Annotated in this window: 16 protein-coding genes and 1 pseudogene; all 17 read left to right on the top strand. The window is 58.0% G+C overall.

Annotation, left to right across the window (positions count from 1 at the left end):
- Positions 1-303: 303 nt before the first annotated feature.
- The 17 genes and pseudogenes from IEI95_RS26160 to IEI95_RS26085 all read left to right on the top strand — a co-directional run bounded on the left by IEI95_RS26160 (position 304) and on the right by IEI95_RS26085 (position 17,092).
- Complete coding sequence (locus tag IEI95_RS26160) at positions 304-783, top strand: DUF2840 domain-containing protein (RefSeq protein ID WP_194417192.1); 480 nt, start codon at positions 304-306, stop codon at positions 781-783.
- On the top strand, positions 780-1,343 hold the full coding sequence (locus tag IEI95_RS26155) for a S26 family signal peptidase (RefSeq protein ID WP_194417191.1): 564 nt from the start codon (positions 780-782) through the stop codon (positions 1,341-1,343). Before IEI95_RS26160 ends, IEI95_RS26155 begins: the two co-directional genes overlap by 4 nt.
- Before the next feature lie 35 nt (positions 1,344-1,378).
- A complete protein-coding gene (locus IEI95_RS26150; protein WP_194417190.1) occupies positions 1,379-1,705 on the top strand; it encodes a DUF736 domain-containing protein in 327 nt (108 codons plus the stop codon).
- A 47-nt stretch (positions 1,706-1,752) separates the two neighbouring features.
- A complete protein-coding gene (locus tag IEI95_RS26145) occupies positions 1,753-2,718 on the top strand; it encodes a lytic transglycosylase domain-containing protein (protein WP_197435807.1) in 966 nt (321 codons plus the stop codon).
- Positions 2,719-2,927: 209 nt separating this feature from the next.
- Positions 2,928-4,676, top strand: coding sequence for a VirD2 family relaxase/mobilization nuclease (locus tag IEI95_RS26140; protein WP_156538709.1), 1,749 nt, complete (start codon positions 2,928-2,930; stop codon positions 4,674-4,676).
- A gap of 341 nt (positions 4,677-5,017) precedes the next feature.
- Positions 5,018-5,527, top strand: a complete 510-nt coding sequence (locus IEI95_RS26135; protein ID WP_156538708.1) for a sigma-70 family RNA polymerase sigma factor — start codon at positions 5,018-5,020, stop codon at positions 5,525-5,527.
- 119 nt (positions 5,528-5,646) lie between these two features.
- Positions 5,647-6,633, top strand: a complete 987-nt coding sequence (locus IEI95_RS26130; protein ID WP_156538707.1) for a FecR family protein — start codon at positions 5,647-5,649, stop codon at positions 6,631-6,633.
- 101 nt (positions 6,634-6,734) lie between these two features.
- Entirely contained in the window at positions 6,735-9,368 is a 2,634-nt protein-coding gene (locus IEI95_RS26125) for a TonB-dependent receptor (protein WP_234934268.1), read from the top strand.
- 77 nt (positions 9,369-9,445) lie between these two features.
- Positions 9,446-10,222: a hemolysin gene (locus IEI95_RS26120; RefSeq protein ID WP_156538705.1), complete on the top strand. Its 777-nt coding sequence runs from the start codon at positions 9,446-9,448 to the stop codon at positions 10,220-10,222.
- Between the two features lie 13 nt (positions 10,223-10,235).
- The gene (locus IEI95_RS26115; RefSeq protein ID WP_156538704.1) at positions 10,236-12,089 is read left to right on the top strand and encodes a type I secretion system permease/ATPase; all 1,854 of its coding nucleotides are present in this window, start codon (positions 10,236-10,238) and stop codon (positions 12,087-12,089) included.
- Complete coding sequence (locus IEI95_RS26110; protein ID WP_156538703.1) at positions 12,076-13,389, top strand: HlyD family type I secretion periplasmic adaptor subunit; 1,314 nt, start codon at positions 12,076-12,078, stop codon at positions 13,387-13,389. Before IEI95_RS26115 ends, IEI95_RS26110 begins: the two co-directional genes overlap by 14 nt.
- Positions 13,390-13,425: 36 nt before the next feature.
- Positions 13,426-14,040, top strand: a complete 615-nt coding sequence (locus IEI95_RS26105; protein WP_156538702.1) for a biliverdin-producing heme oxygenase — start codon at positions 13,426-13,428, stop codon at positions 14,038-14,040.
- Between the two features lie 145 nt (positions 14,041-14,185).
- Positions 14,186-14,752 carry an invasion associated locus B family protein gene (locus IEI95_RS26100; RefSeq protein WP_194417189.1) on the top strand — a complete coding sequence of 189 codons (567 nt, stop codon included), beginning with the start codon at positions 14,186-14,188 and terminating at the stop codon, positions 14,750-14,752.
- A 312-nt stretch (positions 14,753-15,064) separates the two neighbouring features.
- A complete protein-coding gene (locus tag IEI95_RS26095; RefSeq protein WP_194417188.1) occupies positions 15,065-15,640 on the top strand; it encodes a hypothetical protein in 576 nt (191 codons plus the stop codon).
- A complete protein-coding gene (locus tag IEI95_RS26090; protein ID WP_156538699.1) occupies positions 15,633-16,091 on the top strand; it encodes a YbaN family protein in 459 nt (152 codons plus the stop codon). Before IEI95_RS26095 ends, IEI95_RS26090 begins: the two co-directional genes overlap by 8 nt.
- Positions 16,092-16,149: 58 nt before the next feature.
- Positions 16,150-16,434: pseudogene (locus IEI95_RS29835) on the top strand (Rrf2 family transcriptional regulator); the annotation flags it as partial.
- Positions 16,435-16,537: 103 nt separating this feature from the next.
- Positions 16,538-17,092 carry an invasion associated locus B family protein gene (locus IEI95_RS26085; RefSeq protein ID WP_156538698.1) on the top strand — a complete coding sequence of 185 codons (555 nt, stop codon included), beginning with the start codon at positions 16,538-16,540 and terminating at the stop codon, positions 17,090-17,092.
- The last annotated feature ends 62 nt before the right edge of the window (positions 17,093-17,154 follow it).

The raw sequence follows: 17,154 nt of genomic DNA, 5'->3' as shown, positions 1-17,154 counted from the left end.
CGTACTATCAGGGACCGCAAAGCCCGTACTATCGGGGACCGGAAACCCGTACTATCAGGGACCAAAACCGGATTTAACCACCCGGATTCCTTGGGCAATCCGCGCCCCTAACATTCCTAACATAGAATCCTTCGGATTCTTCTTAACGCAGCCAGCTAAAAATCCCGTTGTGGAAGGGCCACTGAATGTCCCCAAATCGTGGACTCACGTTCCTTTAATCCTGGAACGTTTTTCCGTCCTGCTTCGGAGCGAAGAGGATGTCAGAGGTACACTTACGGCGGTTGTTGCCGGGAGGATAGGCCGATGAAGGCAGGCCCTTCCTCTCATCGAACGCTGGTCAATCTGACATGGCGTGAGAACCACATCGAACAGCGCATTCATTTCGGCCGGATCGCTGAGGAACAGCGCATCGACCGTCACCGCCGCGTCGTCAGTTTCGATCCCGGCACCATCTTCGCCTTCGTCAGATGGGCAGCGAACGATTACGGCACGGTCGTTTCCCGCATCGACATTCTGCGCGCCGTCGCACCGGGCGAGAACTACCAGACCGTACCTCTGGTCAATCCCGGCGGCGAAATCCTTCTTCGCACTCATGGCTGGCCGAAGGTCGAGAAGGTGCTGAACACTATCGACACGATAGAAGCGCTCGACATCGACCCCGCCGACGCCGCGCCGGATTACTGGCGGCACGTCAACAACCGTCTCATCGTCAACCAGCCGTTCAGCGCCTATAGCCGTGAGCGTCATCGTGCCTGGCTTCTGCGTCGGAACTTTCAGCCATGACCGGACGCAGTATGACGCTCCTCGCAATGCTGGCCGGTGCGGTGCTGATCGCCGTGCCTGTCTGGAATCCGCCCGCCATTCGAGTCATCTGGAATGCGTCCGCCAGCGTGCCGATCGGTCTCTACCGGATCGTTCCGCTGGATGTGTCAGAGGGCGACCAGCTCGACGTCACCGATCTGGCCGCCGTCATGCCGCCCGACGATCTGGCCGGCTTTCTCGATGAGCGCCGCTATCTGCCGAAGGGACTGCCGCTCCTGAAGCGCGTGCTGGCGCTTTCCGGAACTACTGTCTGCCGAAGCGGCGCAGAGATCACTGCCTACGACATGACCTACGGGCAGGCCCGCGAGCGCGACCGCCAAGGCCGTCCGCTGCCCATCTGGCAAGGTTGCCGGACGCTCCGCGCCGGCGAAGCCTTCTTGATGAACTGGAACAGCCCCGACAGCTTCGACAGCCGCTATTTCGGGCCGCTTCCCCTCACAACCGTCGTCGGCAGGGCAATCCCGCTCTGGACGATCGACGAATTCTTTCCGGCCGTAGAGCCGGTTTCTGACGAGCCGTGACGGCTTGTTTTCTCCAGCAACGAAAGGGAATTCCGATGACCCAGATAGGCACCTTCACCCGCAACACTGACGGCTTTTTCGGCCGCATCCGAACGCTTACCCTCGATGCCGAAGTGACCATCCTTCCCATCGATGAGACGGACGCCGAGAACGCTCCGAACCATCGCATCTTCGCCGATGGCCTCGAAGTCGGAGCGGCTTGGGATCGAACCGGCGAGCGCGCCGGTGCGTATCTCTCCGTCACCATAGACGATCCTTCCTTTGTCGAACCGATCCGCGCCCGCATGTTCGAGTCCGATACCAAGAAGGACGTCTGGAATCTTCACTGGACCCGCAAGACGCGGCGCGACGAACAGGCGTGACTGTCATGCGGTGCCATCCTTCTCGCGAGTCTTCAGGCTCACTCCCCTTGATCGATCGAACGCCGATCACTCCCCTCGACCCGATCGCCCACCGGGCGGCCGTCGCGCGCAGCGGCGGTCAAGGGCGACGGCCTGTTTTCCGGAGAACAGACACGTCTTGCGACGATGCCCGTCCGGAAAATGTTGGCCGGCGGCGAAGCCTTGCCCTTGGCCGAAGCGAGCACGATGGCAGGCTGATAGGCAATCGGGACGGCGGACCTTACGCCGCCGTTCCGATGCTCATGGCGCTGCTGATCGCAGCAACCATGATCGTCATGCCACCATGCGTGGCAATGGCCGATCCCCTGACGAACGATCAACCGGCGGCACGTTCTGTCGTGGCTACCGCATCGTCCGATCCGTGGGCCGAGCATATCATGGAAGCGGCGAAGCGCTTCACCATTCCCGAACGCTGGATACGCGCTGTCATGCGCGCCGAGAGCGATCATGATCCGCACGCCATCTCGCCGAAAGGCGCGATGGGCCTGATGCAGATCATGCCCGCCACATGGACGGAACTGCGCGCCAAATACGGCCTTGGCGACGATCCTTATAATCCTCGCGACAACATTCTCGCCGGCAGCGCCTATCTCGCGGAACTGCATGATCTCTACGGTTCGCCCGGTTTCCTCGCCGCCTATAATGCCGGTCCCGGCCGCTACGAAAAGCATCTTGTCACTGGCGGTCCATTGCCCACCGAGACGATCGCCTACATGGCGAAGATCGTGCCGTTGATCGACGAACATGCTGCCGTTGCTTATCGCATGGCGGATCGTCCGGCGCGCTCAGAATGGTCCGTCGCGCCGCTCTTTGTCGCACGCTTGACGGTTCCTGTCGGCGACAAGCGGATGGCGGATGATCTTTCCTCTGATCAATCGCCCGATGTCAGCACGATCACCGATCTTTCGGCGCTTGCGCCTCCTTCCGATGGCCTGTTCGTGCGTAGCTCTCAGGGGCAGGAGGCACGTCCATGAGATCCACGATTCAGGGCAGGGCGGGGCAGATAGGCCAGCGGGAAAGGGAAGGCAGGATAAAGGCGGCAGGGTGCGGGCGGTCGGGTTGCGGATTTTATCGTGATTTCAATTGCTTATTTCCCGACTTGCAGGGTGTTGCCCGCCTGGCACCCTTCTGCATCTCACAACTATCTGTTTTTGCTCAATTCTTGCAGGGTTTGAGGGCGTAAATGGCCAAGGACGATGATTTTCGGGTCCGTCCGGGGCGAATCCGTTCCCGCAGCAGCCAGCGGGCCAAGCCTTTCATCTCGCAGGTGCTCGCCGCGTCCCATCGCGCCGGCGAACCGTCGCCGCGACACTCGGCCAGCGCGGCCGCATCCAAAGGTCCGCGCCGAAGTGTGGGCCGGGGCAGGGCGGCGACGCTTGCCGCCAACCGCTTTCTTAACAATCGTTCTCGTGGCGTCGTCATCAAGGCTCGCGTCGTGCGCAACACGAAAGGCGCCCGCTCCCTGGCCGGTCATGTCGCCTATCTCCGCCGCGAGGGCGTAGCTAGGGACGGTGAGGCCGGCCGGCTGTTCGACGCTGATCATGACGACGCGAACGGCCGCGACTTCGCTGAGCGATGCGGCGACGACCGGCATCATTTCCGCTTCATCGTGTCGCCGGATGACGCGATAGAACTGGGCGACCTCAAGACCTTCGCCCGTGACCTTATGGCCGAGATGGAAAAGGATCTCTGTTCTCGCCTTGAATGGGTGGCGGTTGACCACTGGAACACCGAGCATCCTCATCTGCATATCCTCGTGCGCGGCGTTGCCGACGACGGAGAAAATCTGGTCATCGACCGCGATTATATCCGAGAGGGAATGCGCAGCCGTGCGGGTGACATTCTCACCCAGGAACTCGGAATCCGCACCGAGCTTGATGTTCGCAGGACCGTCGAACGCCAGATCGAAACCGAGCGCTGGACGCAGCTCGATCGGGCGCTTGTCCGGCAGTCTTCCATGGAGAACGGTGTCATTGATTTGCGGCCCGATCCGGATCTCCGGCCGGACGAGTTTCATGCGCTGAAGGTCGGCCGTCTCCGCAAGCTGGAAAAGCTCGGCCTCGCCCATCCGGCCGGCGAGGGCCAATGGATCATCGATGACAAGGCGGAAGCTACCTTGCGTGAGCTGGGCGAGCGCGGCGACATCATTAAGCGTATCCACCGCGGACTGACCGAAAGCGGGATCGACCGCGCCGCCTCAGATTATGTTTTGGTCGGGGAGGCGACCGAAAAGATTGTCGGCCGGCTGGTTGCGCGCGGGCTGGACGACGAGCTTGCCGGTTCTGCCTATGCCGTGATCGACGGCGTGGACGGCCGCACCCATCATGTGCGCCTGCCCGATCTCGACGCGGCCAGCGATAGCGCCCCCGGCTCGATTGTCGAACTGCGTTCCTATGAGGATCGCAGCGGTCGCCGTCGCATGGCCCTGGCCGTCCGCTCCGACCTGTCGATAGAAAGCCAGATACACTCCGATGGTGCGACGTGGCTCGATCGCCAGCTTGTCGGCAATGCCGTCGCCGAACTGGCCGATGGCGGTTTCGGCGGCGAGGTGAAGGCTGCGCTGGAGGCCCGCACGGACCTCCTCATTGAGGAAGGGCTGGCAAGCCGTGACTATGAAGGCGTTGCCTTCCGGCGCAACCTTCTTGCGACCCTGCGCGGAAGGGAACTCGAACGTGTCGCCGGAAACCTGTCCAGCGATAGCGGCCTGTCATGGCAGAGAAGCGAAGCAGGCGAGCATGTTTCGGGCGTCTATCGCCAGCGTTTGACACTGGCTTCCGGTCGCTTCGCCATGATCGATGACGGTCTGGATTTCCAGCTCGTACCCTGGACGCCTTCGGTCGAACCGCATCTGGGCCGTCAGATCAATGGCATTGCCCAAAACGGCGGCGGTGTCGATTGGTCTTTCGGGCGCAAGAGGGGGATCGGTTTGTGAACCGGGAATGTGGACTGGCCGATAATGTCGAGCATGTCCTAGGCACTTGCGTGAGGCGGGCAGTGATTGGTGCGTTCTGCTCGTTCTCACGTATTGCGCGTGCTGACCGTTGCGTTTCCGGTCAAATTAACCAGCTAGAACACCGCTCTGAGAAATGTTCGCTCAAGTTTCAACATAGAGATGAGAGGGAAAACAAAACAGGTGATCTCCCGTCACAAACTTGATAGATAGCCTCTACTTTAAGTTTCTGTCGTATGTTTTCTCCAAATTCACATTCTTCGCTTCCGCGCATAAGACTGGAATTCGCAAGATGGTGATGCGTCGTATCAGTTGGCCGTTTCATGGATCATCAGCAATATGAGGATTGGCAATCTCTCTATGTCGCGCAGCGAAAGTCGTTGATCGACTATGCCGCAAGACTTACCGGCAGCCGTGATGTAGCGGAAGATATCGTGCAGGAAGCCTTTACGATCTGCCTTTCCCGGCAGGAGCGCGATTACCAGATTACCAGAGCATTTCTGTTCACCATTGTTCGTAATCTGGCACACAACCGCCATCGCCACCACATCGTTCATCAAAAAATCGACCAGCAGGACTATCCGTGGTGGGCGAGATATCAGGCCGTTGATCCGCCTGAACGACAAGTGATCGTGATCGAGAAGGCAAGAATCGCCGCCCAGGCGATAAGCGAGCTTTCCCCGATCATACGCATGGTGGTCGAGTTGTATCGCTTCGATGGTATGACCCTTCAGGAGATAGCGTCGCGTCTCGAAATTTCCGTTGCGACTGCCCACCGCGCGCTCAAAGAAGGTATGGAAATCGTCTGGGAAAAGATGGGCTTTGATGAGTAAAGAAAGATTTTTTGGTTGAGCGGCACGATTTGTGAAAAATCATCCCGCCTCGGGTGTTTAATACAATAGAAGGCTTCAAAAGTGCCTTCAGAGAATAAGGGAACAGAAGTAATCTTCCGATGACGGCTAACGAAGTTGAAAACGGCGACGCCCGCGCCATCAGGCAGGAGGCGTTCGACTGGTTGATCCGGCTGAACGAAGCGCCGGAATCACCAGAATTGCGAAAGGAATTCGAAAACTGGCTCTTCCGGTCGGTCGAGCACGGTCGTACGTGGGACAAGGCCTGTCGCATGTGGTCGGCGATGGGCGAAGCGCAGGCTGTCGATCAACGTTTCACCCCTCCTGCTGAGCGCCGCTCCAGGAGTCGGTTCCTCCGGCCGCGACGTCTGTTTGTAGCATTTGCCGGACTCGCAGCGATCCTCTGTCTCGCTTACGTCGCCTTTCCATCCGTCATGCTCAGATATGAGGCGGACTACCGAACCGACGTCGCCGAGACACGGACGATCAAGCTGGAGGATGGAAGCAGTGTGATTTTGGGACCTGCAAGTGCGATAGCGGCCGACTTCTCGTCCGGCTCCAGGAACGTGCGGCTGCTGGCCGGCGAGGCTTTTTTTGATGTTATCCATGATGCATCACGGCCGTTCCATGTCATATCGAGCGACCTCGATGTAAAGGTTCTGGGAACAGCGTTCGATGTGCGCGTTAGTGACGAAGGCACGGACGTAGGCTTGGAGCATGGCTCTGTTCAGGCCACCGGCACTGTCGCCGGCAAAGAGATCAGTGAGACGCTTGCGCCGGGCGATCTTGTGTCGGTAAACCGAAGCAGCGGATCATTGATCCGGGAGACGATGCCACTGGCGGATATCGGGGCGTGGCGGAGCGGGAGACTGATTGTCGTAGATGCGACGATCGGCTCTGTCATTGAGCAGATCCGGCGTTATCATCCCTCTTGGATTGCGGCACCAGACAGCGTTCTCGTCGAGCGTAAGGTTTCCGGCGTCTTCAACCTCAGCGATCCGGACAAAGCGCTTGTCGCTTTGGTCGCTCCGCATGGCGGCACCGTGCGAAAAATCTCCGGTTTTGCCCGGATCGTGACAGGCCACTGATAAATCTTTCCTGAAACTATCAACTTTTTTCTGTGAGCGTGAAAAATCCACTTCCGTCGCGTGTTTAACTTATTGAAGGCACCAAAAACTGTGGTGCTGCGATGGGGACAACACGCAATATGGCATGCAGGGCATTTCAAAGAAAAAAACACTGGCAGGGGAAAAGGCGGGCGGCTGTTCTTTTGTTGAGCACAAGCGTGCTCGCGATGATGGCCGGGGTGAAGTATGTTGCGGCTCAGACGGCACCCGTACAGCAGTCCGTGGCGCAGGCCGGGGTTCGAACATTCAACATTCTTGCCCAGCCGCTCCGCAGCGGTATTTCCGAGTTTAATCGTCAATCGGGGGTTCAGGTATCGCAGGCTTCCGGCTCAATACCTGTGGGAGTCAGAACGAATGCTGTTTCTGGCCAGTTCACGCCGCAGGAAGCTCTCAGGCGGATGCTCAGCGGAACGGGCGTTTCCTACCGCTTCATCAGCGGCGATTCCGCTGTCATAGGGTCCGCTTCACAATCAAGTGGTGCAATTGGAGCGGATGACGCCACGACGTTAGCGCCGATCGTAATTACCGGGAAAAGCGGACGTCACTCTGGTAGCGGGTATCAGGGAACGCCCGATTGGGTCTACGAGACACCGTCCAGCGTCAGCGTCGTCAGCCGTCAGGCGATACAGAATTCGCCTACGCGCAACGCGCGTGATCTATTGGATAACGTTGCCGGTGTTCTGGTCAACCGCTCCGAAGGACAAAACCCCGGAATGAGCATCAACATTCGTGGTTTGCAAGACCAAAACCGCGTCGTGACGATGATCGACGGTGCACGTCAGAACTTTCAGCGAAACGGTCACGGCACGACTCAGAGAACCTATGTCGATACCGCGTTTATACGTGAAATCGACGTAGAGAAGAGCGGAACCGCAAGCGTCGGCGGCTTGGGCGCATTGGGCGGTTCTGTCAACTTCAGGACGTTGACGGCAGACGACTTAATCCAGCCCGGTCGAGACTGGGGTATGGAACTCAATGCGACAACAGGCACCAATGCATTTCATTTTGATGGGTCGGCTGTCGGAGCCGTTCGCTTGTCGGAGGACTTCGCCATTCTTGGTGGTGTCAGCCACAAGAACATTGGTGCATATGAAATCGGCAAGAACGGCGATGTCGAACTGTCGGATGTGGTCAACGACGGCGGTGCACTGATCTTTACAGGGCAAGAGAGCCGAAACACGTTCCTCAAGGCGGAAGCCGGCCTGACAGATGATCTAGATTTCTCACTGAGTTGGTTGAGGCAGGATTCGCAATCCAGCCAGGGTTCGGTCGCCGATTCCACAACCGGCGAAGACATCCAGGACGTCGTGGTCAATACGGTAACGGCGAATTTCGATTGGGACCCAGACAGCGATCTGATCGATCTGAAAGCCAAACTTTGGTACAATCACACGAAAAATGACGAAACGAGAAATCGCACCTATTCCTCGGCGTTCGAAGTACCAGTCGACTACAAGCTCGCGACGTATGGTGCTAGCATCGAGAACACCAGCCGGTTCGATACTGCAGCGGGGTTACTTTCCATCAATTATGGTGTCGAAGCTTTTCACGATGACGGAGAATCCAGTACCTCTGACCTGGTTCAGGACGGCATTGATTACTCGCTGACCTATACCGGCCCAAATGCCGGTGGCAGGCGAGATATGGTCAGTGGCTTCACCAACGCCACACTAGAGCATGACGACTGGTTGATGTTGTCGGGTGGTCTCCGCTACGACTGGTATCATTTGCGCGGATCCACGTCCTTCTATGGTGCTCAAACGACGACGACACCGAGGGAATGCCTGCGGTGGAATGCTGCCGGTACACGGTGCATCTCGTGGAGCGCAGGTGGCACGGTCACCACCTATTATCCCGTGGAAACTGACGTCGATCACTCAGGAGGCGCGTTGCTGCCGACCGCGATGATCGCCGTCAAGGCAACCGACTGGCTTCAACCTTTCGCAAAATACTCTCGGAGCTATCGACCTCCGACGACAATGGAATCGCTGTTCAGCGGTGCGCATCCGAACACGACCCCGATCCAGTATGCGCCGAATCCTTTTCTGGAGCCCGAGAGCGGAAATACCTACGAGATCGGCGTCAACATCTCACACGACGATGTGTTTTCCGGCGGAGATACGTTCAGGATGAAGGCCGTCGCATTCTATCGCGAGATTGAGGATTATATTTCTTATGGCGAGAACATTTATCGCCCCGAGACAGATCGCGAATACGCGTCGTTTGTGAACCTGGACGGCACTACCCGCATGAAGGGTGTTGAACTTGAAGCGAATTATGATCGCGGCGAGTTCTACTTAGGTGGCTCATACACGTGGCTGGATGCGGAATTCCCAAGAGCCTACACCTACAATGGCGATACCTATAACGCGAGCCCGGCAGCACTCTTCGTGCCGCCGAAGACGAAGCTTAGCGTGGACGGCGGTGTTCGCTTCTTCGATGAGAAACTGACTGTCGGAGGACGCATTACACATGTTGGCGCGGGTAGTCCGGCCTACGGTTCCCTTGCCGGCAACTACAAGACCGAAAAATACACCCTCTTCGACGTGTACGGTTCCTACAAATTCAATGACACCGCAACATTGCGCGTTGCCGTCAATAACCTAACCGACGTCGCCTACATCCCGGCACTCGGCTACCGGGAGTTTCCCGGTCCCGGACGCACGGCAACTGTGTCTTTGAATGTGAAATTCTGAGATTCCGACGGGCAGATCCCAGAGGAAAAGACGTTCGCGCTCTTGCGGACAACGTGAAGCAACCAAGGAGATGAAAAATGACTGCAGTATTCAATTTGACATCCACCAGCAGCGACCTTCTCTACTACCTCGAAGAGGTATGGAGCGCCGGTTTCTCCTATAACGGCAACGGTGCGTTTGACGACCCGAACAACACCACCCACGCCAATTGGGGCGCCGGCACCACCAGCGGTTATGGTGTCGTTCTGGAAGGCAGCCCGCTCGACTACGCGCAGGGCGGTCTCAACACCACGACAAGTGACATCGACCTGCTTCAGTTCGGGACTGGCTACAGCTACGATGAAACGAACGGATCGGCCCTCACAACAGTCGACCTTTCGATCGATCTGGGCGGCGTCGCGCCGACCACCACCTTCAACTATGCGATCTACACCCTTTCGCATGGTGGCCTTCTCGAAGGTGGAACGTTCTTCGGCCAGTCGCTTCCTGGGTTCTACGACTACTTTGCGCAGGTGGGAACAGAGCAGATCGGCACGAGCGGAGCCGATGCACTCTACTCGTTCGAAGGAAACGACGTTCTCACCGGCAATGGTGGAATCGATGAGTTCGTCTTCGATCTTGCCGGGTTCGGACTGCTTGACACGGCGTTCACGACGATCGGCGATGACACGATCACTGATTTCAATGCCGCGAACGAGACGATTTACATCGGCGTGACCGGTTACGATGACTATTCCGATCTCAGCATCACGGGCACGACGAATGCTGTTATCGATCTCGGTTCTTATGGTTCGATCACGCTGACCGGGGTCAGCGCGTCGTCCTTGAGCGCTGATAATTTCGCGTTTGTGTAACTCGGGAAGAATGATGTTTGGATCTTCCAGACAGGCATCGTCGCAGCGTCAAGCTGCGGCGGTTGTCTTCCCCCTGACGCGAAGTGTGGCGGGCATTGCGCTGATCAGTGGCGTGGTCAATGTACTGGCGCTGACCTCACCGCTTTTCATGCTGCAGGTCTATGATCGCGTTCTCTCAAGCGGCAGCGTTCCGACGCTGGTCGGTCTTGCCGTACTTGCGGTCGGACTGTACGCATTCCAATCGCTGCTCGATATCATTCGCGGTCGAGTGTTGCTACGGATAGGTGAGCGGTTGGATGGCCAGTTTTCCGGTCGGGTGCATGATGCTGTCGTGCGCCTGCCGCTTGTAACGCGGATGCCCGGTGATGGGTTGCAGCCGCTTCGCGACCTCGACAACGTTCGCGGCTTCCTGTCTGGCAATGGCCCGACGGCGTTTTTTGACCTGCCCTGGATGCCGCTTTATCTCGGTATCTGCTTTCTGTTTCATTTCTGGATCGGCATCACGGCGCTTGTGGGGGCGGTTGTGCTGGTTTCGCTGACGCTCTTGACCAACGCACTTTCCCAAAAATCCATCAGGGAAACGATTGCCCACAATATGGCCCGCAACGGCATGCTGGAATCAGCTCGCCGGAACGCGGAAATCGTGCAAGCGCTCGGACTGGGCAAACGGCTGGAGAAACGCTGGCGCCGCGCCAACGCCGATTATCTTGCCGCCAACCGGAAGACCGGGGATGTCACCGGCGGCCTTGGTGGTATCTCGAAGTCGCTGCGGATGATGTTGCAGTCCGCCATCCTCGGCGTCGGCGCTTATCTGGTCATCCAGCAAGAGGTGACATCCGGCGTCATGATCGCCAGTTCGATCATGATGGGCCGCGCTCTCGCGCCCGTCGAAATTGCTATTGCAAGCTGGAAGCCATTCCTCATGGCTCGCCAAAGCTGGACGCGTCTGAACGATTTGCTGGCGAAAATCCCCGAAGCCGCTCCTGTCATGACATTGCCCGCGCCTCAAGGCGAACTCCGCGTCGAAGCCGTGACGATCTTACCTCCGGGAGAGAAGAAACCGACCGTCGCCGGCGTTTCCTTCGCCATACAGGCGGGTAGCGCGCTTGGTGTCATCGGGCCTTCCGGGTCGGGTAAATCTACGCTTTCGCGCGTGCTTGTCGGCGCGTGGACGCCTGCCTCCGGCAAAATCCGCATTGATGGCGCTAGTCTTGACCAGTGGGACAGGGAAACGCTTGGCAAGCACATCGGCTATCTGCCCCAAGGGGTTGAACTGTTCGACGGCACGATCGCGGAAAACATCGCTCGCTTTGAGGACGATGCTGATCCGGAGGCGATCGTCGCGGCAGCTAAGACGGCAGGTGCCCATGAATTAATCCTGCGCTTTGAGCAGGGCTACGAAACGCCGATCGGCGAGGCCGGCTCGGCTCTGTCGGCGGGCCAGCGCCAGCGCATCGGGCTGGCGCGCGCCCTTTACCGCGATCCGTTTCTTGTTGTCCTCGACGAGCCGAATGCCAACCTTGATGCGGAAGGCGAAGCGGCGGTTGTGAAAGCGATTGCGTCGGTGCGAGAGCGAAAAGGCATCGCCGTGGTTGTCGCTCATCGGCCAAGCGCCATCGGGGTCGTTGATCACGTATTGATGATGGAAGGCGGGCGGCAAAAAGCCTTCGGTCCGCGCGATGAAGTGCTTTCGAAAGTTCTCAAGGCAACCCCGAATACACCCCGGCAGAATGGTTTTTCTGCAACCGGCTTCGGTATGACTCCCCTCCGGGTGATCGCCAACCCATCGGCCAATACGCCCGGAAGAACCCAAACCGATGTCGAAGACAAGGCCAGTACGGAGGATGATCCGAATGTCCGGCATTGACCAGAATAGCGATGTTTCACGCTCGATCCGCCTTCACCTGATAGCGGGCCTGCTGGCAAGTGTTGTCCTCGTAGGTGGCGCGGGAGCCTGGGCGGCAGTCACCAACCTTTCCGGCGCAGTCGTCGCCTCCGGACATTTCGTGGTCGATTCCTACGTGAAGAAAGTCCAGCACCCCACCGGCGGCGTGGTTGGTGAAATTCTGATCCGGGAAGGCGCGGAGGTTAAGGCCGGCGATATCGTCATGCGCCTCGACGCGACCCAGACGCGCGCCAACCTTGCGATCGTTACCAAACGCCTAGATGAACTTGCCGCGCGCCTCGCACGGTTGGAAGCGGAACGTGACGATCTGCCGGCAATCTCCTTTCCCGACTGGTTGCTTGCGCGCCGCGACAATTCCGATGTGATTTCTGCGATCCACAGTGAAACGCGGCTGTTCGAGTTTCGCAAGGAGTCCCGCGAAGGGAAGAAGGCTCAGCTCACCGAGCGTATCAGCCAATACCGTCATGAGATCGAGGGACTGAAGGCGCAGGAGGATGCCTACCAGCAAGGCATCGAGGTGCTTGAGAAGGAAATCGGGGCACTTAGCGGCCTTCGGGAGCAGGGGATCGTCTCGGATCAGCGATTGAACAGCCTGAAAACGCAGCTTGCCACCTATGGCGGCGAGCGCGGTGAGAAGATTGCCTATCAGGCACAGGCGGCCGGCCGAATCACCGAGACCCGCTTGCAGATCCTTCAGGTCGACCAGGACCTCAAGACGGAAGTCGGTCGGGAACTGCGTGAAGTTCAAGGGCAGTTCGGGGAATACGTTGAGCGCAAGGTAGCGGCCGAGGACGAGTTGCGGCGGATCGATATCATCGCCCCGCAGGCCGGCATCGTCCATCAGCTCGCGGTCCATACCGTAGGCGGCGTAGTGACTCCCGCCGATCCGATCATGCTGATCGTTCCGGAGGGAGATGATCTGGCGCTGGAGGTGCAGATCGCACCAAAGGACATCGATCAGATCCAGCTCGGCCACAGGGCCGTGCTGCGCATGTCGGCTTTCAATCTGCGCACCACACCGGAACTCAACGGCTACGTCAATCGAATTGCCGCCGACCTGACCACGGACGAGAAGACAGGCCTCTCCTATTATCTGGCGCGCCTGGCGGTATCGCCCGAAGAACTGGCGAAGCTGAAGGATTTGCGGCTGATGCCGGGGATGCCGGCCGAAGCAATGATCCAGACCGGCGAGCGGACTGCGCTCTCCTATCTCGTGAAGCCGCTTTCGGACCAGATCAACCGCGCGTTCCGCGAGGAATGAATAACATGACCAGAATGATCAGGAATTGAGAACGGAATGAGTACATTCGATACGATGGAGAACACCCTGACACGGGAGGCAAGCCGGACTAAGCGCCTCAAGGCGGCGACATATGACGCGCATGAGCGCCTCGACCAGTTTATTATGAAGGCAAATCCATTTGCCGATCGCGAGCATTATGGCCGCTTCCTGGCGATGCAGTTCCACTTCCACCATGATCTCGACGGTCTGTTTTTCGATCCTGATCTTGATCTGCTCCTTCCTGACCTGGGCGGCAGGCGTAGAATCGAAATGATCGGGCAGGATTTCGCAGATCTCGGTCTGGAGCTGCCCTCGGCACGTCACGCGACACGCTTCCGAAAGGGCGAAACGGTCGACCTGCCGGAAGCCCTTGGCTGGCTCTATGTCATCGAGGGCTCCAACCTAGGGGCAGCCTTCCTGTTGAAATATGCCGCTCAGCTTGGACTCAACGAGAACTTCGGAGCGCGTCACCTTGCCGGCGCAACTGAAGGCCGTGGCCTGCATTGGCGAACGTTTACGGCCGCTCTCGACAGCATTGCCCTTACGGATGAGCAAGAGCGCAAGGCCATCGTTGAGGCCGAGACAGCTTTTGAGCACGTCCACACGATCGCCCGCGAGATGTTTTCATGAGCCTCCATTCATCATCGGAATACCTATGCGGAGAAAGCTGTCGAAAGGCTTCGACCCTTTGCGACACAAACTCGCTTGCCGGATAGTTGCGAGCTGCCGCCCATCGACAAAGCGAAAAAATGCAGCAACACACGAGGAAACGCAGATGACACGAGAAACAGTGCAAACATCCTCATTGTTATCCAGCACGGCTGTAAAGCCCGTGCTACCCGGCATAGGTGGAATAGCGCCTCTTGCAAAGACGGCGGCCGTTCTCCCGGTGACAATTTCTGATGGTGCGGACGAAGCTTTCGGCGAATGGAAGGTGGCCTATGTAGGTCGCGAGGGCCGAAAGATACATGTGGCCCGATACCAGCGTACTGGTGCCCTGACCAACCGCGTGGGTATCGATCTCGGTTTTTCCGGTAACGAAAGTATGCTTGGAGCCCTCACCTTGCCTCTGGGCCTTAAACAGAAGACAGGCGTACGGCTGCAGGTCGATGCGGGCGAAATATCAGCCAAAATGACATTCGTTTCGGCGGGATCTACCGGCTGCGTTGTGAAACTCGGCATCGATGCCGAAATGATCGCGCTGTTGTGCCAGGCTGAAAGGTTGAACGTGTATGCGCAGATGGCTTCAAATGCCAAAAAGCTGGTTTTTCCCATACCATTGCATGGTTTCGCCGATGCTATCGAGCGGTTGAGGCAAATCGACCGGGCGAGAATGATTTAAACGAATGGAAGAGGTCAGCAGTCCGTCACCTGACCTCTTTACCATTTATCCATCGAGGCAAAGGATTCCTTATGAGTCTGCTCGTCGCAAAGTCTCGGGAGCGGTGTCCACCGCTCCGGTTGTTCGGAGCGGAATGAGGGCGATCCCTTCGAGGTTTTCAGTCATTAGATGTCAGTGTGGCTTGCGGCGAGCCTCGACTAGGGCACTGATCAAGATGAGCGAAAGCACGCTAACCTGAGCAATGTCATGAGTACGCTACAATCGTTCAACTCCGCCGCAGGCATACATGCAAACCACCTTCGCCGACTTTCCATGCTCGGTGACAGTGCGCAAAATGAATTGAGAACCCGCTTCCTCGAAACCAGACCCTTCGCAAACCGGCGGCGCTATGAACGCTTTCTGGGAGCGCAATACGCTATCGGTTGCGAGCTGAAGGAGTTATACTTTAGTCCGCTGCGGTCTTCGCTTTTCCCGTTCCTGGAACCGACTGGACATATTCGCAAGGTCGAGAACGACGTGCGCGACCTTGGCCTGAGGCCTCCGGACATTCTGCGCGTCTCTGTGAGCGATGACCTGAGTCCGCTCGGTTTGTGCGGTGCGCTCTTTGTCGCAGAAGGTTTACGGCTGATGTTTCCCTATTTCCGCAAACAGGCTGAACATCTCGGGTTCGACGGTTCCTTTGGGGCGCAGCACCTCTCTTGCGAGGCACCCCTCATTCGGCAGCGCTGGGCGGGCCTTGTCATGACGATCAATAGCATGACTTTATCTGCCGGGGATATGCTTGTCATGGCGGCTTCCGCAGAACGGACGATGCAACTGGTGAGGGCTGCACTTGATCGGGAGATGAGCGAGCAAATGGACGGACGACGGAGGGCTCTCCATGGCTGAACTGCGAGCTTCCAGACGAACCCTTATAGAGACGTCCCGTCGGCATTCTATCCGCGCCATTTATCTCACCCTCGGCATCACCATGCTGATCCTCGGTTTCGTCGGCATGCTCCTTCCGATCCTTCCGATCATGCCGACGACGATTCTCCTGATCCTCGCGGCATGGTTTTTCGGCCGGTGGTCGCCCCGGCTTGAGGCACGGCTGCTCAATCATCCACGCTTCGGCCAGACATTGCGGAACTGGCGAGACGAAGGCGCGGTATCTGCCAGGATCAAAGCAGTCGCTGTCATTGGAATGGTGGGTGGTTTCATCATCTTTTGCGTGACTGCCTTTCCCGGTCCACGACTCGCCATTCCAATGGGCATCCTCATCGTCGGATCTGCTGTCTTCATCCTCACGCAACCCGCACCGATGGCGAACGTGGTTTTACTAAAAAAGGAACAGCCATGAAGCTCAACCGTCAGACCGATATCGCAATCGCTGCGCTTGTCTATGGAATGCAGGCGAAGGACGGCTCTTTTGCATCGATGCCATCGCGAAAAACTGCGGCATCAGCACGGCGAGTGTCGCTCAGGTCACCAGGCGTCTGACTCGACTTGGCTGGTTTAAAAGCCATCGCGGTCGCGGTGGCGGCTTGACGCTGGCTATGGATGCGGAAAAGCTCTCGCTTGCACACATCGTCGATACACTTCAGCCGGCGCGCAGGGATCGCCCCCCCTCACGGCCAATTGATCTGCTTCTCTGTCAGGCCGAGCAGTCACGTCTCGCCAGCCTTGACCGTTATACCCTCCGCGACCTGGCCGACGACAGGTTCGCGATCCCTTATCGGGGACGCGCGAGGGAGACCACGGTCCCGGCGACGCCAGCGCTGAATAACCATCGATGGAGCCATCATCATGACGTCCGGAGCATGCAAGAAACTGCCGCTGATCCTGCTGTTCTTCATCATGTCCGTTCCCGATCTGGCGCTGCCCCAGACTCCGGCGGACGGATCGCAGGCCAAAGTTGCGGGCAGGATTGATGAGGTACATGGGAAGTGGTCTGTCACCTGCCTGCCGCGTGACGGCGAAAGGGTCTGCGCGGTGAGGCAAATTCAGGCTGGCCGGGAAAGTGGTAAGCCTGTCCTTTTGATCGAGCTGCGCCCTTCGGCGCAAGGAGCCGGCAAGGGCGGCAACATGCTGCCGAACACTCTTCGCCCTGAAACAGGTGTCCGCCTCGCGCTTGATGGGGGAGCAGCGACGATCAACCTGCCAATCAGGGACTGCAACGACAAAGGGTGCGCTGTCACCGTGACGTTTGCGGGACCAGCCTTTGAAAAGCTTCGCAATGGCAAGCAGCTTCAGGTGGCGGGATCAGGCCACGACGGAACACCTAAAGTGTTCTCCATTGATTTAAACGGATTTTCCGATGCTGTTGCCAGAAGCCTGCAACTTGAACAGCAGCGCAACTAAGTGAAAATTCTATCCTGTTGGTATTCCTGACGACAGAAGCTAAACTTTCCGAGCCTCTCGTG

The organism is Agrobacterium vitis (genome assembly GCF_014926405.1).
Taxonomy (GTDB): domain Bacteria; phylum Pseudomonadota; class Alphaproteobacteria; order Rhizobiales; family Rhizobiaceae; genus Allorhizobium; species Allorhizobium vitis_H.
The sequence above is the reverse complement of the archived record's forward strand: the minus strand, read 5'-3'. Positions and strand labels throughout refer to the sequence as shown.